This is a genomic window from Mycobacterium sp. NGS18, from assembly GCF_059813185.1.
The window spans coordinates 236,522-255,186 of sequence record NZ_JCALEC010000001.1 but is presented as its reverse complement, the minus strand read 5'-3'; the positions used below and the strand labels follow the sequence as shown (position 1 = coordinate 255,186).

Annotated in this window: 16 protein-coding genes and 1 tRNA gene; 7 read left to right on the top strand and 10 right to left on the bottom strand. The window is 68.8% G+C overall.

Going from position 1 to position 18,665, the window contains the following annotated elements:
* Positions 1-93: 93 nt before the first annotated feature.
* Both AC5Y31_RS01250 and AC5Y31_RS01245 read right to left on the bottom strand, forming a co-directional pair.
* A complete protein-coding gene (locus AC5Y31_RS01250) occupies positions 94-2,259 on the bottom strand; it encodes an acyl-CoA dehydrogenase family protein (RefSeq protein WP_499977481.1) in 2,166 nt (721 codons plus the stop codon).
* 21 nt (positions 2,260-2,280) lie between these two features.
* A complete protein-coding gene (locus AC5Y31_RS01245) occupies positions 2,281-3,039 on the bottom strand; it encodes an SDR family NAD(P)-dependent oxidoreductase (RefSeq protein ID WP_064854723.1) in 759 nt (252 codons plus the stop codon).
* Between the two features lie 103 nt (positions 3,040-3,142).
* Here AC5Y31_RS01245 and AC5Y31_RS01240 point away from each other — a divergent pair, with 103 nt between their 5' ends.
* The 4 genes from AC5Y31_RS01240 (at position 3,143) to AC5Y31_RS01225 (ending at position 7,867) form a co-directional block, all read left to right on the top strand.
* Positions 3,143-5,407: a carbon starvation CstA family protein gene (locus AC5Y31_RS01240; RefSeq protein WP_065022864.1), complete on the top strand. Its 2,265-nt coding sequence runs from the start codon at positions 3,143-3,145 to the stop codon at positions 5,405-5,407.
* Entirely contained in the window at positions 5,386-5,577 is a 192-nt protein-coding gene (locus AC5Y31_RS01235) for a YbdD/YjiX family protein (protein ID WP_234787248.1), read from the top strand. Before AC5Y31_RS01240 ends, AC5Y31_RS01235 begins: the two co-directional genes overlap by 22 nt.
* A gap of 26 nt (positions 5,578-5,603) precedes the next feature.
* A complete protein-coding gene (locus tag AC5Y31_RS01230; protein WP_499977479.1) occupies positions 5,604-6,914 on the top strand; it encodes a macrolide-binding ATPase MABP-1 in 1,311 nt (436 codons plus the stop codon).
* A 155-nt stretch (positions 6,915-7,069) separates the two neighbouring features.
* The gene (locus AC5Y31_RS01225; protein WP_499977478.1) at positions 7,070-7,867 is read left to right on the top strand and encodes a L,D-transpeptidase; all 798 of its coding nucleotides are present in this window, start codon (positions 7,070-7,072) and stop codon (positions 7,865-7,867) included.
* On the opposite strand, the gene AC5Y31_RS01220 is transcribed toward AC5Y31_RS01225, so the two are convergent.
* Together AC5Y31_RS01220 and AC5Y31_RS01215 are read right to left on the bottom strand one after the other, a co-directional pair.
* Entirely contained in the window at positions 7,857-9,128 is a 1,272-nt protein-coding gene (locus AC5Y31_RS01220; RefSeq protein WP_499977477.1) for a cytochrome P450, read from the bottom strand. The genes AC5Y31_RS01225 and AC5Y31_RS01220 overlap by 11 nt on opposite strands.
* Positions 9,125-9,964 carry an MBL fold metallo-hydrolase gene (locus AC5Y31_RS01215; protein WP_499977475.1) on the bottom strand — a complete coding sequence of 280 codons (840 nt, stop codon included), beginning with the start codon at positions 9,962-9,964 and terminating at the stop codon, positions 9,125-9,127. Before AC5Y31_RS01215 ends, AC5Y31_RS01220 begins: the two co-directional genes overlap by 4 nt.
* 66 nt (positions 9,965-10,030) lie before the next feature.
* Here AC5Y31_RS01215 and AC5Y31_RS01210 point away from each other — a divergent pair, with 66 nt between their 5' ends.
* Genes AC5Y31_RS01210 through AC5Y31_RS01200 form a run of 3 tightly spaced genes read left to right on the top strand, consistent with a single transcriptional unit; the run spans position 10,031 to position 13,056 of the window.
* Positions 10,031-10,801 carry a class II aldolase/adducin family protein gene (locus AC5Y31_RS01210; RefSeq protein WP_065022868.1) on the top strand — a complete coding sequence of 257 codons (771 nt, stop codon included), beginning with the start codon at positions 10,031-10,033 and terminating at the stop codon, positions 10,799-10,801.
* A 19-nt stretch (positions 10,802-10,820) separates the two neighbouring features.
* Entirely contained in the window at positions 10,821-12,089 is a 1,269-nt protein-coding gene (locus AC5Y31_RS01205; protein ID WP_499977474.1) for an amidohydrolase family protein, read from the top strand.
* A 1-nt stretch (position 12,090) separates the two neighbouring features.
* On the top strand, positions 12,091-13,056 hold the full coding sequence (locus AC5Y31_RS01200) for a D-2-hydroxyacid dehydrogenase family protein (protein ID WP_207511563.1): 966 nt from the start codon (positions 12,091-12,093) through the stop codon (positions 13,054-13,056).
* A 148-nt stretch (positions 13,057-13,204) separates the two neighbouring features.
* Here the strand turns inward: AC5Y31_RS01200 and AC5Y31_RS01195 are convergent, their stop codons facing one another.
* From AC5Y31_RS01195 to AC5Y31_RS01170, 6 genes are all read right to left on the bottom strand, one after another.
* Complete coding sequence (locus AC5Y31_RS01195; RefSeq protein ID WP_301634620.1) at positions 13,205-13,504, bottom strand: hypothetical protein; 300 nt, start codon at positions 13,502-13,504, stop codon at positions 13,205-13,207.
* Positions 13,505-13,813: 309 nt separating this feature from the next.
* A tRNA-Ala gene (locus AC5Y31_RS01190) sits at positions 13,814-13,886 on the bottom strand.
* A gap of 73 nt (positions 13,887-13,959) precedes the next feature.
* Positions 13,960-14,409, bottom strand: a complete 450-nt coding sequence (locus tag AC5Y31_RS01185; protein WP_065022871.1) for a GreA/GreB family elongation factor — start codon at positions 14,407-14,409, stop codon at positions 13,960-13,962.
* A gap of 45 nt (positions 14,410-14,454) precedes the next feature.
* Positions 14,455-15,711: an NAD(P)/FAD-dependent oxidoreductase gene (locus AC5Y31_RS01180; RefSeq protein WP_065022872.1), complete on the bottom strand. Its 1,257-nt coding sequence runs from the start codon at positions 15,709-15,711 to the stop codon at positions 14,455-14,457.
* Positions 15,712-15,769: 58 nt separating this feature from the next.
* Entirely contained in the window at positions 15,770-17,320 is a 1,551-nt protein-coding gene (locus AC5Y31_RS01175; protein ID WP_499977472.1) for a PucR family transcriptional regulator, read from the bottom strand.
* Entirely contained in the window at positions 17,202-18,527 is a 1,326-nt protein-coding gene (locus AC5Y31_RS01170) for an MFS transporter (protein WP_082966270.1), read from the bottom strand. The genes AC5Y31_RS01175 and AC5Y31_RS01170 overlap by 119 nt, the downstream gene beginning before the upstream one ends.
* Positions 18,528-18,665: the final 138 nt, after the last annotated feature.

Below are 18,665 nucleotides of genomic sequence, written 5' to 3'. Positions count from 1 at the left end.
GAGCGAGCGTGCGCAGAATGCCAGTGCAGCCGGCGTGTCGTTGTGCAAACACGCTCCCCCGCAAGCGGGCCCCAGCTCGCGTCATGGGGAACGCTACTTGATCAGCGGGTCGCGGGGCATCCCCAGAATCCGTTCGGCGATCTGGTTGCGGGTGACCTCCGACGTGCCGCCGGCGATCGCGATGCCGCGCGCTCCCATCACCATCCGGCCTGCCATCGCGCCCGGACCGTCGTCGAGGGCGACGTCGGGTCCCAGCAGCGCCGCTCCGATCGCCGCACCGTCGCCCATGTGCTCGGCGAGCTTGAGTTTGGTGACGTTGCCCTCCGGACCGGGGCCGGCGCCGGCGATGCTGCGCGCCACCCGGCGCAGGTTCAGCAGCCGCAACGCGTGCTCGTCGGCGACGAACCGGCCGACGCGCACGTCGGCGTCGGCCACCGCCTGCCGGTGCTGCTGGGCCAGCGCGATCAGCCGCTGGTCGACACCGGCGGTGTAGGACCCGCCCCCGCCGATGCTGACCCGCTCGTTGCCCAAGGTGGCCCGGGCCACCTTCCAGCCCTCGTTGACCTCGCCGACGACGTCCTCATCGGGGACGAACACGTCGTTGAAGAACACCTCGTTGAATTCCGAGCCACCGGTGATCTGCCGCAGCGGCCGCACCTGCACGCCGGGGGCCTCCATGTCGACGATCACCATGGTGATGCCGGCGTGTTTGGGGACGTCGGGATCGGTCCGCACGGTCGCCAGCCCACGCCGGCACAGGTGTGCCCCCGAAGTCCACACCTTCTGGCCGTTGATCTTCCAGCCGCCGTCGACCCGGGTGGCCTTGGTCTTGACCGCCGCGGCATCCGAGCCGGCCTCCGGCTCCGAGAACAGCTGGCACCAGATCTCGTCCTGGCGCAGCGCCTTTTCCACGAACCGCTCGATCTGTGAGGCGGTGCCCTGCTGGATCAGCGTCAGGATCACCCAGCCGGTGATCGAATAGTCCGGCCGCTGGATCCCGGCGGCACCGAACTCCTGCTCGATCACCAGCTGCTCGACCGCGTCGGCGCCCCGGCCCCACGGCTTGGGCCAGTGCGGCATGACGTAACCGGTTTCGATCAGCCGGTCCAGCTGGGCCTCGGCGGCCAATCCGGCGATCTCGGCGGCGTCGGCGTGGATCTGCGTGCGCAGTTCCTCGGCCTCCGGCGGCAGGTCCAGGCTGTTGGCCCGGGTGATGCCGGCGGCGGCGCTTTCGAATACCGCCAAGGCCGGGGCGTCACCGCCGAACAGCGCCTGGACCGTCAGGGCTCGACGCAGCTGCAGGTGCGCGTCGTGCTCCCAGGTGTAGCCGATGCCGCCGTGCACCTGGATGTTCAGCTCGGCGTTGCGCACGTAGGCCGGGAAGGCCAGGGTGGCGGCGACCGCGGCGACCAGCCGGAAGGCGAACTCGTCTTCCCCGTCGGCGCGGGCGGCATCCCACACTGCTGCGGTGGCCGCCTCGGCGGCGACCAGCATGTTGGCGCAGTGGTGCTTGATCGCCTGGAACGTGGCGATGGTGCGGCCGAACTGCTCACGCACCTTGGCGTAGGCCACCGCCGAGTCGGTGCAGTCGGCAGCGCCGCCGACCGCCTCGGCCGCCAGCAGCACCCGGGCGCGGGCCAGCGCCGATTCGCGCGCGCCGACCAGGGTGTCGTCGGCGCTCACCCCGACACCGGTCAGCGTGACCCGGCCGGAGCGGCGGGTCGGGTCGAGATTGCCGGGCACATCGACGTTGACGCCGGCCCGGTCGCGCTCCAGCACCAACACGTCGTCGCCGGCGGCCAGCAGCAGCACGTCGGCCAGTCCGGCACCCAGCACGATCCCGGCGTCGCCGGAGGCCACCCCGCCGTCGAGGGCGACGTCGCCGGCCAGGCCCACCCCGGCGGTGACCGAGCCGTCGATCAGCCCGGGCAGCAACCGCGCTTGCTGGTCAGCGGTGCCGTTGGCGGCGATTACCGCCGAGGCGATGACCGTCGGCACGAACGGACCCGGCGCCACCGCCCGGCCCAGCTCCTCGATCACTACCACCAGTTCGGGCAGCCCGAAGCCCGAGCCGCCGTGCGCCTCGTCGATATGCAGGCCCAGCCAGCCCAGGGCGGCCAGCTCCTCCCAGAACGGTGGCCGGCCTTCGTCGGCGGCGTCCAGCAGCGCACGCGCTGCCGCGCGAGCCTTCTGGGCGGTCAAGAATCCGCGGGCCACCTCGGCCAGCTCGCGATGGTCGTCGATTACTGCGATGCCCATTGAAGGTCTCCTGGTCTGTGTCTACTTGGGTGCGAACCGCTGCCCGGCGTCCAAGCGCAGGCACTGCCCGTTGAGCATCGGGTTGTCGACGACGGCGGCGACCAGCTTGGCGTACTCCTCCGGCCGGCCCAGCCGCTTGGGGAAGGCCGCGTCCTTGGTCAGTGCGCTGGCGAACTCGTCGGGGATGCCCTTGGTCAGCCCGGTGGCGAACAGACTGGGGGCGATCGCCAGCACCCGGATGCCCACCGAGCCGAGGTCCCGGGCCATGGTCAGGCACATGCCGGCGACGCCGGCCTTGGCGGCGGTGTAGGCGACCTGGCCGATCTGGCCCTCGAACGCCGCGATCGACGCGGTGTTGATGATGACGCCGCGCTCCTCGTCTTCGGGCTCGTTGACGCTCATGTGCGCTGCGGCGAGCCGGCTGATGTTGAACGTGCCGACGAGGTTGAGGTCGACGACCGACTGGAACGACTCCAGGTCGTGCGGCCCGGACTTGGACAGCGTGCGCTTGGCGATCCCGCCGCCGGCGGTGGTCACGATGACGTGCAGGCCGCCCAACGCCTGCACAGCGGTGTTGAGCACCTCTTCGGTGCCGGCGAAATCGGTGACGTCGACCGGGTAGAACTCGCCGCCGAACCCGGCCGCGACCTCTTTGCCCTCCGAACCCTCGCGGTCCAGCACCGCGACGCTGGCGCCGCGGGCCGCCAACAGCTCGGCGGTTGCCCGGCCCATCCCCGAGGCACCACCGACGACGACGACCTTCTTGCCACTGATCTCCATGCGGACTCCTTTAAGCAAGTACTTGAGTATCAAGAACAAGTTATCGTTCCGCTCGGAAACCGCTGCCACTCGGGCATCCGGCAGGCCTGGCAAGGAGGTAACCGTGGCCGCACCGACCGCCCCGGAGGTGATCGAGCGACGCGACGGCCCGGTGACCTACCTGCAGACCGACCCCGATCTGCCACCGGTCGCCGTGGTCGATCACTCGCCGATCTCCGCACGCCACAAACTGGCGTTCGGTGCGCTTGCCGTCGTCGGCGCGGTGGCGTGGGCGCTGATCGCCTTCGTGCGCGGCGAGTCGGTGAATGCGGTGTGGTTCGTCGTCGCCGCGGTGTGCACCTACATCATCGGATTCCGCTGCTACGCAAGGCTTATCGAACGCAAGATCGTGCAGCCCCGCGACGAGCACGCCACTCCCGCGGAGATCTTCGAAGACGGCACCGACTATCTGCCGACCGACCGGCGGGTGCTGTTCGGCCACCACTTCGCGGCGATCGCCGGCGCCGGTCCGCTGGTGGGCCCGGTGCTGGCCACCCAGATGGGCTACCTGCCGGGCACGATCTGGATCGTGATCGGCGCGGTGGTGGCCGGCTGCGTACAGGACTACCTGGTGCTGTGGTGCTCGGTGCGCCGGCGGGGCCGCTCGCTGGGGCAGATGGCCCGCGAGGAGCTTGGTGCGGTCGGCGGTGCCGCCGCGATCATCGGGGTGCTGGTGATCATGGTGATCCTGATCGCGGTGCTGGCGCTGATCGTGGTGCGTGCGCTGGCTGTCAGCCCGTGGGGCGTGTTCTCCATCGCGATGACGATTCCGATCGCGCTGTTCATGGGGATCTATCTGCGGTTCCTGCGGCCCGGGCGGGTCTCCGAGGTGTCGCTGATCGGCATCGTCGCGTTGCTGGGCGCCGTGGCGTCCGGCCGCTGGGTCGCCGAGACGTCCTGGGGTGCCGCGTGGTTCACGTTGTCGCCGGTGACGCTGTCGTGGTGCATCATCGGCTACGGCTTCGCCGCCTCGGTGCTGCCGGTGTGGTTGCTGTTGGCCCCGCGCGATTACCTGTCGACGTTCATGAAGGTCGGCACCATCATGCTGCTGGCCGTCGGGATCCTGATCGCCCAGCCGATGATGGCCGCTCCGGCCGTCTCGACGTTCGCCTACACCGGCGACGGGCCGGTGTTCGCCGGATCGCTGTTCCCGTTCCTTTTCATCACGATCGCGTGCGGGGCGCTGTCGGGGTTCCATTCGCTGATCGCTTCGGGCACCACCCCCAAGCTGCTGGAAAAAGAGAGCCAGATGCGGCTGATCGGCTACGGCGGCATGCTCACCGAGTCCTTCGTGGCGGTGATGGCCCTGATCACCGCGTCGATTCTGGACCAGCACCTGTTCTTCACGCTCAACGCTCCGGTCGCGGCGACCGGCGGGACTGCCGCCAGTGCCGCCGACTACGTCAACGGGCTCGGCCTCGGGGGGCCGCCGGTGACCGCCGATCAGATCAGCGAGGCCGCTGCGGCCGTAGGCGAGTCCTCGATCGTGTCGCGCACCGGCGGGGCGCCGACCCTGGCGCTGGGCATGGCCGACGTGCTGGGGCGGGTCTTCGGCGGTCCTGGCCTCAAAGCGTTCTGGTATCACTTCGCGATCATGTTCGAGGCGCTGTTCATCCTCACCACCGTCGACGCCGGGACCCGGGTGGCCCGCTTCATGTTGTCGGACGCCCTGAGCAACCTCGGCGGACCGCTGCGCAGACTGGCCAACCCGGGGTGGCGGATCGGAGCCTGGGGGTGCAGCGTGGCGGTGGTCGCCGGCTGGGGTTCGATCCTGTTGATGGGGGTGACCGACCCGCTCGGCGGAATCAACACCCTCTACCCGCTGTTCGGCATCGCCAACCAATTGCTGGCCGCGATCGCGTTGACCGTGGTGACCGTGATCGTGGTCAAGCGGGGCCGAGGCACCTCGAACCTCAAATGGGCACTGGTACCCGGCATTCCGCTGTTGTGGGATCTCGCGGTCACTATGACGGCGTCGTGGCAGAAGATCTTCTCGCCCGATCCGCGGGTGGGCTACTGGACACAGCACTTCGCCTACCGGGACGCCGAGCGGGCCGGTAAGACCTCGTTCGGCGCGGCGGCCGACCCGGCACAGCTGCACGACGTCGTGCGCAACACCTTCATCCAGGGCAGCCTGTCGATCGTGTTCGCCACCCTGGTCGCGGTGGTGTTCGTGACCGGAGTCCTGGTCTGTATCAAGGCGATTCGCGGTAGCGCGCCGATGACCGAAGCAGCGCCGGTGCTGTCGCGCCGGTTCGCCCCCGCCGGGCTGATCCCCTCGGCGGCCGAGCGAAAGATACAGGCGCAGTGGGACGCTCACACCCGCTAGTGCGCGCGGCCCGCCAGGTCGGCTGGTACTGGGCGACCCTGCTGGGCGATAACCACTACCGCCGTTACCTGGAGTACCGCCGCCGGGCCCATCCCGGGGAACCGGTGCTCTCCGAGCGGGACTACTGGCGCCGGCGTTATGACGCCGATCCCGGCGGACGGTGCTGCTGACCGGGCTCGTCAGGCATGATCGAGAGGTGGCTGACATCACCCGGCGGCGGGCGGCGCGCAATGCCAAGCTGGCCGGCCTGCCGCTGAGCTTCGCCGGGCGGGCCGCGCTCGGCTTGGGCAAACGGCTGGCCGGCCGGTCCAAGGACGACGTCACCGCCGAACTCATGGAGCAGGCCGCCGAGCAGATGTTCACCGTCCTCGGCGAGCTCAAGGGCGGTGCCATGAAGGTCGGCCAGGTGCTCTCGGTCCTGGAGGCCGCGGTGCCCGCCGAGTACGGCGAGCCCTACCGGGAGGCGCTGACCAAGCTGCAGAAGGGTGCCCCGCCACTGGCCGCGAGCAAGGTGCACCGGGTACTTGACGCCCAGCTGGGCACCCAGTGGCGGGAACGGTTCGGCTCATTCGACGACGACCCGGTCGCCGCGGCCAGCATCGGGCAGGTGCACCGGGCGGTGTGGGCCGACGGCCGCGCGGTAGCCGTCAAGATCCAGTACCCCGGCGCCGACGAGGCGCTGCGCGCTGATCTGAAGACCTTGCGGCGGCTGACCGGGATACTCAAGCCGCTGGCTCCCGGCGCGGACGTGCAGGGCGTCGTCGACGAACTGATCGACCGGGCCGATATGGAACTGGACTACCGGCTCGAGGCCGACAACCAGCGTGCGTTCGCCAAGGCCTACGCCGGGCACCCGCACTTCGCGGTGCCGCATGTGGTGGCCAGTGCGCCCAAGGTCGTGATCCAGGAGTGGATCGAGGGCATCGGCATGTCGCAGATCATCGCCGAGGGCACCGTTGAGCAGCGCGACCTGGCCGGTGCCCGGCTGGTCGAGTTGATCGGCGACGCACCGGCGCGGGTGGGCATGCTGCACGGTGACGCCCATCCGGGCAATTTCATGTTGCTGCCCGACGGCCGGATGGGTGTGATCGACTTCGGTGCGGTCGCACCGCTGCCCGGCGGCCTGCCGGTCGAGCTGGGCATGGCACTGCGCTTCGCCGGCCAGTACAACTACGACCTGCTGCTGCCCACGCTGGAGAAGGGCGGTTTCATCCAGCCCGGCGAGCAGATCGCGATCGAGCAGATCGACGAGATGCTGCGCCGCTACGTCGAGCCGGTGACATCGGAGGTCTTCCACTTCAACCGCCAGTGGCTGCAGAAACTGGCTGCCGCGCAACTGGATCAGTCGATTCACCAGCTCAAGACCGCACGCCAATTGGATTTGCCGCCCAACCTGGCGGTGCTGACGCGGGTCGTCGCGACGACGGTGGCGATCTTGGCACAGCTGGACGCCCATGTGCCGGTTCGGGCGATCGCACTCGAGCTGCTGCCCGGTTTCGCCGCGTAGTACGCGAGGACCGGCCGCGCGGCCCGGTCGGCTGTGGCCAAACCTTAATGAAGACTTGACCGAGTCGTGGGCATGTGCGGCGGGGGTGGCAGGTCGAATCTCCTTACCATCAACGGCAATAACCTCAGTTTGTCTGGTCGGGAAGGTAAGCGGAGATGTGGAGATCGGTGCGCTCTGCCATTGTCGTTGTCGGGGTCGCCGTCACCACGGTGGTGGCCCCGCCGGTAAATAGTTCGGCTGCTGCGAGCCGTCCACCGGGCGGCGGCATTGCCGCAATCCAGCCGGCATCGGGTGCGGTTGTCGGCGTGGCGCATCCGGTGGTGGTGCGCTTCTTCACGCCGGTGTCAGACCGCAGGGCCGCCGAACGCGCTGTCGCGGTGCGGTCGACGCCGGCCATGGCCGGAACCTTTGAGTGGGTCGACGACACCGAGGTGCAGTGGGTTCCGGACCGCTACTGGCCGGCGCACAGCACCGTGAAGCTGTCGGTGGGCAAGCTCTCCGCTGACTTCAGCACCGGAGCGAAGGTGGTGGGCATCGCCAGCATCTCCTCACACACCTTCACCGTGACCGTCGACGACGAGGAGGCCGGCCCGCTGCCGGCACCGCACCACCGCCCGCACTGGGGCGAGGACGGGGTCATGCCCGCTACCATGGGCAAATCCGAGTTTCCCACGCCCACAGGCAACTACACCGTGCTGGCCAAGGACCGAAAGGTCCTGATGGACTCCAGCAGCGTCGGCATCCCGGTCGATGACCCCGAGGGTTACCGCTTCGACGTCGAGCAAGCGGTGCGCATCTCGCGGCGCGGACTCTATGTCCACGCCGCACCGTGGGCGCTGGGCTCGCTGGGCTTGGAGAACGTCAGCCACGGCTGCGTCGGCCTGAGCCCCACGGACGCCGAATGGTACTTCGAGCGGGTCAATATCGGCGACCCGGTGATCATCAAGGAATAGCTTCGCCTTTTGAGCGGATACCCCCGAAATCCACTTTCAGGGAATCGATCCCGTTGATCCAGGGCAGCGCCGAGCGTGTCCCGTCGTCGAGTCGGCGAATGTCGGGGATGATGTCTGCCAGGGCGCCGAACACCAGGTTGATCTGTAGGCGGGCGAGGTTCGCGCCGATGCAGTAGTGGGCGCCCGGGGCCCCGAAACCCAGGTGCGGGTTGGGGCTTCGCAGGATGTCGAACCGGAACGGGTTGTCGAACACCTCCTCGTCATAGTTGGCCGAGCCGTAGAACATTCCGACCCGCTGGCCCTTGCCGATGTGCACCCCACCGAGGTCGACATCGCGCAGCGCCGTGCGCTGGAAGGAGATCACCGGAGTCGCCCAGCGAACCACCTCGTCCACCATGGTCGGTGGGCGTTCGGCCACGAACAACCGCCATTGGTCGGGATGGGCGAAAAACGCCAGCATCCCCTGCGAGGTGGCGTTGCGGGTCGTCTCGTTGCCGGCGACCATCAGCATCATCACGTAGTAGCCGAATTCCAGTGCGGTCAGCGCCTCTCCGTCGATGCTCGCGGTGACCAAAGCTGTCGCGATGTCATCACGGGGGCGGCTCTTGCGGTCTTCGGCCATCTGGTAGGCGTAGCCCAGAAGCTCCGCGGAGGCCTGCATCCCGTCGGCTGCGGCCTGCGGGTCGCCGTTGCCACCGCCCACCAGCCGGTTGCTCCAGTCGAAGACCTGCTGGCGCTCATCTACCGGAACACCGATCAGCTCACAGATGGTCGCCAACGGCAGCTGGGAGGCCACCTCGGTGACGAAGTCGCCGGTCTTGTGCTCGGCGGCGGCCGCGACGATCTCGCGGGCCTGGCGGTCGAGTGAATCCCGCATGCCGGCGACCACACGGGGTGTGAATCCGCGGGATACGATCCGGCGCAGCTTGGCGTGTTTGGGTCCGTCGAGAAACAGCATGATGTTGTCGCGGCTGGCGTCGTGAAGGTCTTGGTTGCTGGTGGTGTTGGTCCGGATCAGCGAGGTGTTCTCGTGCGAGGAGAACACCTCATCCTGCAGCGAAACCGCTCGGACATCAGCGTGTTTCGTGACGACCCAGTAGCCCTCGTCGGGGTAACCGGACGCCCCGAACGGCTGGTCGTTCCACCAGATGGGTTCGGTCTTGCGCAGCAGCGCAAACTCCTCGTGCGGGATGCGTTCGGCGATCAGCGCCGGGTCGGTGAAGTCGAACCCCTCGGGCAGCAGGCGAGGTGTCTGGGTCATCGTGTTGCCTCTCGGTCGGCCAGCGGTTGCCATGCGTTTTCGGCGCCGTCGATGAACCCGCCCGACGGGGCGGCGAAATGCGATCCGAGCAGCAGCGCCCGCTCGTCGGCGATACGGCGCAGCAGCTGCAGCCGGCTGCCTCGGGCGGCGACGGGGTCCGCGTCGGGCAGGGCGGCGATGTCGGGGTCGGCGATCTGAATCGGGTGATGCACCACGTCGCCGCTGATGTACGCGACGGCGTCGTTGGACTCGATGCGCACCGAGACGTGACCGGGCGTGTGACCGGCGGTCGGTACCAGCTGGACATCGTCGGTCACCCGGTGATCGGGGCCGATGAGCCGCAGCTTGCCATGGTGTTCCAGCGGCGCAACGCATTCCGAGGGCGCGCGGTCCTCACCGGCGAACCCGCACCAGTGCTCGTGCTCGGCCGCGGTCACCAGGTAGTCGGCGTTGGGAAACGCCGGCACCCACCGCCCGTTGCGCTCGGTGGTGTTACCGCCGGCGTGATCGCGGTGCAGATGGGTGCAGATCACCGCCGTGACGTCAGCGGCGGTAAATCCCGTGGCGGCCAACGATTCCCCGAAGCGGTCCGGTATATCCCGCTGCCGCAGGAAGCTCTCCGCAAAACAAGTGTCGACGAGCACGCGCGCCGCTGCGGATTCGATCAGGAAGGACTGGATCGCCATCAAGATGTTGCCGGAGGCGTCGATGTAGTCCGGCGACAGATTCGCCGGCAATCGGCCGGGCACGTTCGCGAACAGCCGCGACGGCGGGATCGGAATGACCGCCTGCAGCACCGCGTGGATCCGAACATCGCCGACAGTCCAGTGCTGCACGCCCGTGATCCCCTTCTCGCACGGCAATCGTATGACACAAATCCCTTGCTTCCATATGATTTGGTCATGATGGAACCGGTGCGCCCCGGTGGCTCGGCGGTCTGGTCGCCCTCGGTGGTGCCACCGATCGGAGTCGAGTTGAGCGACTCGCAGGCGCTGGCCGTGGCGTTTCGCCACCTCGCCGACATCGGCTTCGCCGAGAACATGGCCGGTCACATCACCTGGCAACCCGAAGGCCACAGCGAGATGCTGGTCAACCCGTGGGGGCTTTGGTGGGCCGAGCTCACCGCCTCCGACATCTGCACCGTCGACGAGGACGCCCGGGTGGTCGCCGGCCGCTGGGATGTCACCCCGGCCATTCATATCCATACCGAACTGCACCGCGCCCGCCCCGACGCCCGGGTGGTCATCCACAACCATCCCTACTACGTCAGCCTGCTGGCATCCCTGCACGCCCCGCCCGAACTGGTCCACCAAACCGGCTCGTTGTTCCTCGACGACCTGTGCTTTGTCGAGCGCTACGACGGCGAAATCGACAGCGCCGCCCGCGCTCAAGAGCTTGCCGGGCGCATCGGCGGTGCGAACCTGGCGATCCTGGCATCGCACGGGGTGATCGTCACCGGACGCACGCTTGCCGAGGCGGTCTATCGGTCAGCGACCATCGAACGGGTCTGCAAGCTGGCCTACCACGTCATGCTGACGGGTCGGACCCCCGCGCCGATGAAGCGGTCCGACATGGCCGGCATGCAGGCGTCGTTGATCGAACGCGCCGCCGACGTGTACTGGGCCGGCGCGGCGCGCATGACCATCAAGGCCGACCGACGCGTGCTGGACTGAGCAGAATCGAGGCTTGTGGGTGAAATCGATCGATGAACTCAGCTCCGACCCGAGCTTCACCACCGCCAAAGTCGGCGCCGAGCGCACCGTGACCTTCCTGCCCGAACCGCCACGCGCACACCGTCGCTACACGGTCATCTCGGTCGACGATCACATCGTCGAACCCCCCGACACCTTCGCCGGCCGCGTCCCGCGCAGCTTGGCCGACCGCGCGCCCCGAGTGGTCGAGACTGACAACGGCGGCCAGACCTGGATTTACGACGGCGCATCGCTGCCGAACGTCGGGTTCAACGCCGTCGTCGGCCGGCCGGTTTCGGAGTACGGTTTCGAACCCGCCCGGTTCGATGAGATGCGACGCGGCGCCTGGGACATCCACGAACGCATCAAAGACATGGACCTCAACGGTGTCTACGCCTCACTGAACTTCCCGTCGTTCCTGCCGGGCTTCGCCGGGCAGCGCCTCCAGTTGACGACGAAAGACCGCGACCTGGCGCTGGCATCGGTTCGCGCCTGGAACGACTGGCACCACGAGGTGTGGGCCGGTTCCTACCCGGAGCGCATCATCGGTTGCCAGCTGCCCTGGTTGTTGGATCCGAAGCTGGCCGCAACGATGATCTACCAGAACGCGGAGCGCGGTTTTCGCGCCGTCACGTTCAGTGAGAATCCGGCCATGCTGGGCCTGCCGACCATTCACTCCGGCCACTGGGACCCGTTCATCGCTGCTTGCGCCGAGACCGGCACCGTGGTCAACCTGCACATCGGCTCGTCCGGCTCGGCGCCGTCGACCACCGACGACGCACCGCCGGACGTGCAGGGCGTGCTGTTCTTCGCCTACGCCATCTCCGCGGCGGTGGACTGGCTGTACTCCGGACTGCCCAGCCGGTTCCCCGAGCTCAAGATCTGCCTGTCCGAGGGCGGAATCGGCTGGGTCGCAGGGCTACTGGACCGGCTCGACCACATGCTCAGCTATCACGAGATGTACGGAACCTGGAAGGCGCTCGGCGAAACCCTGTCGCCGGCCGAAGTGCTGCAGCGCAACTTCTGGTTCTGCGCGGTCGAAGACCAGTCATCGTTCTGCCAGCACGAGCGCATCGGCACCGACCACATCATGCTCGAGGCCGACTACCCGCATTGCGACTCGACCTGGCCGAACACCCAGCGTGTCATCCACGAGCAGATCGGCGGCCTGCCGCCGGAGGTGATCCGGAAACTGACGTGGGAGAACGCCTCTCGGCTGTATCAGCATCCGGTGCCTGAGGCGGTTCAGCACGACCCGGACGCGTTCTGAGATGGACACGGACTCCCCGTTGCGGGTCGCGGTGCTCGACGACTATCAGGGCATCGCCGAAACCGTGGACTGGTCACCCATCCCGCGGCCCGTCGACCTGCTGGCCCTGCGCGAACACATCGCACCCGGCGACGAACTCGTCGCCCGGCTGGCCGACCGCGAGGTCGTGGTGGCGATGCGGGAGCGCACCCCGATCGACGGCGACCTGCTGGGCCGGTTGCCGTCGCTGAAACTGCTGGTCACCACCGGGCCGTTCAACGCCGCCATCGACACCGCGGCCGCCCGCCGGCTCGGGATCACGGTGTGCGGCACCGGCGGCATCATCACCCCGACGGTCGAACTCACTTGGGCGTTGATCCACGCCCTGCAGCGCCACCTGATCACCGAGGACCGCGCGCTGCGCGCCGGCCACTGGCAACAGACCGTCGGCGCCGATCTCGCCGGGGCGACGCTGGGACTGGTCGGACTGGGGCGGATCGGTCGACGGGTCGCGACGGTGGGCCACGCCTTCGGCATGCGGGTCACGGCGTGGAGCCCGCATTTGACCGCCGAGCGTGCCGCCGAAGCCCAGGCGGAGCTGGTGGACCGCCGCAGCCTGTTCGCGACCGCCGACGTCGTGTCGCTTCACCTGGTGCTTTCCGAGACGACGCGGGGCGTCGTCGGCCGCGACGAACTCGCCGCGATGAAACCCAGCGCGATTCTGATCAACACCGCGCGCGGCGGCCTGATCGACGAGGTGGCGCTGATCGAGGCGCTGCGCGCGAACCGGATCAAAGGAGCGGGGCTCGACGTCTACGACGCGGAGCCCCTACCGGGCGGCCACCCCCTGACGCAGCTGCCCAATACGGTGCTCACTCCGCACCTGGGCTATGTCACCGAAGAATGCATGGACCGCTTCTACCGGGATATCGTCGACGATATTGTCGGCTATTGCGCGGGCACACCGCGACGCATTGTGACCGGTTGACGCATAGCAGTGATTCCTTACGACTAAAGCGCATTACGGTGTCGGACGTATAACAATTATGCGCTAAATATTGGGCATCGATAGCCGCCAATTCTGACGGCATAGAAAAGGGCCCGCAAGCTAATGCTTGCGGGCCCTTTCCGGGGGGCTATTTGGTGCCGCCGGCCAGCCCGATCGGGGCGCCGATGGCGTCGGTCAGCATACCGGCCACCGGGCTCGCCGCCGCGGCCCCGGCCGGCCCCGGCGCCACCAAAGGTATCGGCGGAGGCGCTCCGGGGATCGGTGGAATCGGAGCGATCGGCACCGGGGGCACCGGGCCGGGAGGAAGCCCCACCGGCACCACGGGACCGGCCAGGGTGGTCAGGTCTGCGACGGCCGGTCCGCAGGCCGCCGCCGCTCCAGCGGGCAGCGCTCCTGCCGCCAGGGCCTCGCCGGCCGTCTGCGTCACCACGCCGCCGCACACCGGCCCACCCGTCGGCAACGGCGCCACCGAAAATGGCGCAGCCGCCGCACTGGCGCTGAAAATCAATGCACTCGCATATAAGCCAATACCGGCAAATATCGCGATACCGGGTCTCCCGAGGCTCTTCACTGCACACTCCGATTGTTAGTATCCAGCCCCCCGGACACGCAGTTTTTCGACTGCGAATGAACCGTATCACAGCGGTGTAAGTAACTCGGATTGCAATGCAATTCGTTACCGCACTGATACGGATCAGCGACCACGCGCATGAATTCCAGAACTCAACAAAATAAGTGGAGCTAAGGGGACTCGAACCCCTGACCCCCACACTGCCAGTGTGGTGCGCTACCAGCTGCGCCATAGCCCCGCGGTGTCGTGCTCATCGAAGCTACACCACCGCCATACCCAGGCTCAAAACACCTGGTCACTCAGCCCGAGATTCAGGCCGGGTGCTGGGTCTGATGCATCCCGTAGGGCACCGCGTCGAGCAGGGTGACCGTGACGTTGGCGCCGCTGGGCACCTGATAGCTGCGCTGCTCGCCGGGACGGGCCCCGGTGATCGCCTTGCCCAGCGGTGACTGCGGCGAGTAGACCTCCAGCCCGCTCTGGTCGTCGTCGCGCACCCCGAGCAGGAAGGTCTCGGTGTCCCCGTCGTCGTAGCGGACGGTGAGCACCATGCCGGGTTCGGCCACCCCGTCGTCCGGCGGGTCCTCCCCGACGACCGCGACCGACAGCAGGTCGTGGATCTGGTGGATCCGGGCCTGTCGGGCCTGCTGCTCGGTGATATCAGCGGTGCCCGAGCCCAGGTGCGGCTCGGACAGCTCAGCCAGCTCGGCCAGTAGCCGGTCCTTGGTCTGCTGTGTCATCCAGACACTTTGTGAATCAGCCATCGACGATCTCCTTTACGAACAGATTTGCTTGGGTACCAACTAGATTCAGCGCAGCGGATCGAGTTCACGCAATACGGCGGACTGCTTGCCGGTAGTGATCTGCTCGGCCAGCAGCCGGCCGGTCACCGGGCCGTGCGTCAGGCCCCACATCCCGTGGCCGCCGGCGACGTAAACGGTACCCGGGCACACCTCCCCCACCAAGGGCCGCCCATCGGGGCTGACCGGGCGCGGGCCCACCCACACGTCGGTGCGCTCCTCCCAGCGGACCCCGTCGAGCAGCGGCCGGGTCGCCGCCACGATGGCTTCGACGCGGGAGGGAACGATCGGGGCGTCCGGATCGCCGAACTCCATGGTGCCGGCGACGCGCAGTTTGGCGTTCAACGGTGTGCAGGCCACCCGGGCGTCGGGCAGGTAGATCGGGCCGGTGACCGGACCGTCGACCGGAACCGTGAAGGAATAGCCGCGTCCGGCCCGCACCGGCACCCGAGTCCAGCGGGCCGCCAGCTGCGACAGCCAGGCGCCGTTGGCGATCACCGCCGCTGCCGCCGTCAACGTCGTACCGTCACGGCCCGTCACCGCCACGCCGTCTCCGGACGGCGCCACGTCCACGACGTCCATCGTGTGCAGCGCGGCGCCGCGCTCGACTACCGTGCGTCCCAGCGCGGTCACGAACCGGCCCGGGTCGAGGAAGCGCTGACCGTCGATCTGCACGGCGGCGGCGACCGCCGACGACGCCAGCGGCACCCGTTCGCGCAGTGCCGCCCCGGTCAGTTCGGTGCAGAACACCGGCCGGCCGGCCTCGGAGAACCGCCGCAGCTCGTCGAGCAGACGCTCGGCGTCGGCCGAGGTGCGGAAGATCGCGGTGATCGGGGCGTCGGTGACCGGGGCATCCACCCCGTTGGACACCAGCACGTCGTAGGCCTCGATGCAGTCGGCGCTCAGCGGTGCGTTGGCCCGCACCGCCCGGCGCCACACCGACGGGCGGCTGTTCGCAGCGAAGCGGGCCAAAAAGCTCCACAGCGCCGGGCCCGCGTTGAGCGGGACCTGCAGCGGCGCGCCGCGGCTCAGCAGGGACCGCAGCCCGAAGCGCAGGTTGGCGGGCTCGTTGAGTGGAATGGCCAGTGCCGGGGAGATCCAGCCGGCGTTGCCCCACGACGAACCGGCCGCGACCCCGACCCGATCGACGACCGTGACCTCCACGCCGCGGTCTTGCAGGAACCAAGCGGTCGACAATCCGACGATGCCGGCGCCCACCACGATCACCGACCGTGGCGCGCCGTCGATCCGATTGCCCGCGCTCATTACTCCATGATGCGGCGATCGCCCGAAACGGCTTTGACCTAATCACACAACGAGGACGTCAGCCTTTGTCGAAAACCGACATGTCACCGGCCGCCAGCTCGACCATCGCCGCGAACCGGGTACGCGCGTCGTCGAGGCCCAGCGGCGTCACCTCCGCCATCTTGCGCAACCGGTAGCGCATCGTGTTCTCGTGCACGCCCAGCCGCTCGGCCGCCCGCGCCAGATCGCCCTGGGCATCGAGCCAGGCCCGCAGCGTCGCCACGTACGGCGTCCCGTGCGCCGCATCGTGGCGGCGCAGTTCCGCAACCGGCCCGCGGGCCGGCACCCGCCCGGCGCGCGCGGCGGTGTACAGCCGTCGCAGCACGATCTCGTCCCAGGCCTCGTCGTAGGCCGGCGGCACACCGTCGGTTGGGCCGGCTTCGTGCAACGCCAGACACTCCTCGGCCTCGCGGCGCGCCGCGGCCAGCTCGGCCACCTCGGCGACCGCACTGATCCCGGCCAGCACGCTGGCCTGATGCGGCAGCGCCGAGCGCAGCCCGCTCACCCATTGCCGGGCCTGCGCCGCGTCGTGAGCGGGCAGCACCGTATAAACCGTGTTGGCAGCCAGCGCGCTGCGGCCCGGACGTGACCAGCCGAACCCGGTGGTGACGGCCTCGAAAGTCAGCAACAGCCCGGCATGCGGCTGGGTGGCGATCCGGGTGTGCACGGCGATCACCCGCAGCGGCGCCTGCGGCAGGCCCAACCTGGCGAGCAGGGCGGCGGCGTCGGCCGGGTCGGTTCGGCCGTCCAGCAGCCGGCTGACCCAATCGGATTCGACCTGACGTTCCAGGTCCGCACTGGCCCGTGACCGCAGTAGGTGCAGTGCCACCGTGCGGGCGCCGTCGGCCAGCGCCGTGAGCCGGTGTCCGTTCAGCGGGGCCGGGCAGGCCACCCACACCGCTCCCAGCAGCTCGCGGCCGGCCCGTACCGCCACCACCATCCGGCCGGTCAGCCCGTGCTCGGAGTCGGCGGCGACAAACAGCGGCTCATCGTGGCGATCCAGATGCGCCAGCACGCCGCGTTTTTCGAACAGCTCCCGCAGCGGGCCGGCCTCCTGCCGGTTCAGGATCGTCGCCGCACGCGCCGGATCGGCGTGCCGCTGGCCCCGCGAGTAGGCCAGCACCCGGCCCAGCTGGTCTTCGACGGTGACCGCCCCACCGACGGCATCGGCCAGACTGTCGGCCACCGCGAACAGATCCGTTGGGCCGCGGCCAGAGTCGGTCTCCCTGCCCTCGAGCACCAGCCCGTAGACCACAGCGGCCAGCTCGCTCCAGGACACCGCGGGATCCACCACCAGCACCGCCAGGGACTCGCCCTCACCGGCGAATGCGGTCTTGTCCTCGCCGTCGCGCACCAGCACGGCGACGGCCTTGGCGGCCACCGCCCAGCGCACCGCTTCCTTTACCGAGCGGGCGCCGACGGCCAGCAGGACGTCGCCGATGACGGCGCGCTCACCGGTCACCTCGTGCATCACGACACTGCTCAGCGGCGTCGTCCGAGGGACGGAACAGAACCGCAGGCGAACCCCGTAGCTGCCCACCACGTTGACCAGCCGGTCCAGCGTCACCATCAACCGAGCCTAACCACGTCTCTCCGGTGATCCCGCCGATCGGACTGCGCGCCCGGGTCTCCGGTGCCAGCACCCAGGCCACCGCCGCCACCAGCAGCACCGCGCCGCTGATCACGAACCCCCATTCGAACGAGAGCCGCTGGGCGATCTGCCCGACCACCAGCGATCCGATGATCGACCCGAGGTCGGCCATCATCTGATAGGTGGCCACCGCGGTTCCGGCGCGAGCCTGGTTGCCGACCAGATCGGCGATGACGGCCTGCTGCGGCGCCCCGTACATGCCCGAGGCCAGCCCGGCCAGGTACGCCGCGACCAGGAACACCGCCAGCGAGCCGCTCGCACCGAGCAAGATCGTGGCGACCCCGGCCACCGCGAGCCCGAGGATGAGCGGGCCCCGCCGGCCGATCCGGTCGGACATGTGGCCGCTGGGCAGCACCGCGCACACGTTGCCGATCCCGATCGTGGCCAGCGCCAGGCCGGCGACGGCGGGCCCGCGGTCCAGGACTTCGGTGACGAACAGCGGCACCAACGCCACCCGCAGGCCGAACACCGACCAGCCGGTGGCGAAGTTCGACAACAGCGCCGACCGGTAGGCACGATGGCCCAGCGCCGCCCGCACCGACACCGTCGGCCCGGTCGACTCGGCCGGTTCGGCCAGGTGCGAATTGCGCAGGCTGACGAACACGCCGGTGGCTGCCACCAGCAGCACCGAACCGTAGAACAGGAACGGCGCACTCAGGCCGAAACCCGCTGTCAGGCTTCCCAATACCGGACCGCCGACGGTGCCCAGCAGGAACGCGGTGGCGAACATCCCGGCAACCCGGCCGCGAGCATCCGGCGGGCTGATCCGGATCATCAGGCCCACCGCGGCGATGAAGAACATCGTCGACCCGACGCCGCCGAGCGCACGGAACACGAGCAGCTGCCAGTAGGTCTGGACGAAAGCGCAGGCGGTCGTCGACACCGAGACGATCAAGAGGCCGGTCACATAGACCCGGCGCTCCCCCAGCCGCTGCACCATCAGACCGCTCACCGGCGCGAAGCACAACCGCATCAGCGCAAACGCGGTGATGAGGAACGTCGTCGCGGAGATGCTCACCCCGAAATGGCGGGCATAGACCGGCAGGACCGGCGATACCACCCCGTAGCCGAGCGCGATCAAGAAGTTGGCGCCAAGTAGGACGAAGACCTCCCGCGGCAGCCGCATGCGGGCAGCCGGGGCGTTGGAAGTCACCCGCCGATTTTAGGCAACGGTTCGGCGGGGCCTGGAGGCCGCGGTAGGGATCGCTGTGAGACGGCTCATCGGTCGGCCCCCGGTAATCTCAGGCCCGAGCAGACTTGATCA

Coding starts and splice junctions, on each gene's coding strand:
- AC5Y31_RS01210 (WP_065022868.1), top strand. CDS start 10,031: ATGATGGAACCGGTGCGCCCCGGTGGCTCGGCGGTCTGGTCGCCCTCG.
- AC5Y31_RS01220 (WP_499977477.1), bottom strand. CDS start 9,128: ATGACCCAGACACCTCGCCTGCTGCCCGAGGGGTTCGACTTCACCGAC.
- AC5Y31_RS01200 (WP_207511563.1), top strand. CDS start 12,091: ATGGACACGGACTCCCCGTTGCGGGTCGCGGTGCTCGACGACTATCAG.
- AC5Y31_RS01225 (WP_499977478.1), top strand. CDS start 7,070: ATGTGGAGATCGGTGCGCTCTGCCATTGTCGTTGTCGGGGTCGCCGTC.
- AC5Y31_RS01170 (WP_082966270.1), bottom strand. CDS start 18,527: ATGCGGCTGCCGCGGGAGGTCTTCGTCCTACTTGGCGCCAACTTCTTG.
- AC5Y31_RS01180 (WP_065022872.1), bottom strand. CDS start 15,711: ATGAGCGCGGGCAATCGGATCGACGGCGCGCCACGGTCGGTGATCGTG.
- AC5Y31_RS01250 (WP_499977481.1), bottom strand. CDS start 2,259: ATGGGCATCGCAGTAATCGACGACCATCGCGAGCTGGCCGAGGTGGCC.
- AC5Y31_RS01185 (WP_065022871.1), bottom strand. CDS start 14,409: ATGGCTGATTCACAAAGTGTCTGGATGACACAGCAGACCAAGGACCGG.
- AC5Y31_RS01175 (WP_499977472.1), bottom strand. CDS start 17,320: ATGGTGACGCTGGACCGGCTGGTCAACGTGGTGGGCAGCTACGGGGTT.
- AC5Y31_RS01245 (WP_064854723.1), bottom strand. CDS start 3,039: ATGGAGATCAGTGGCAAGAAGGTCGTCGTCGTCGGTGGTGCCTCGGGG.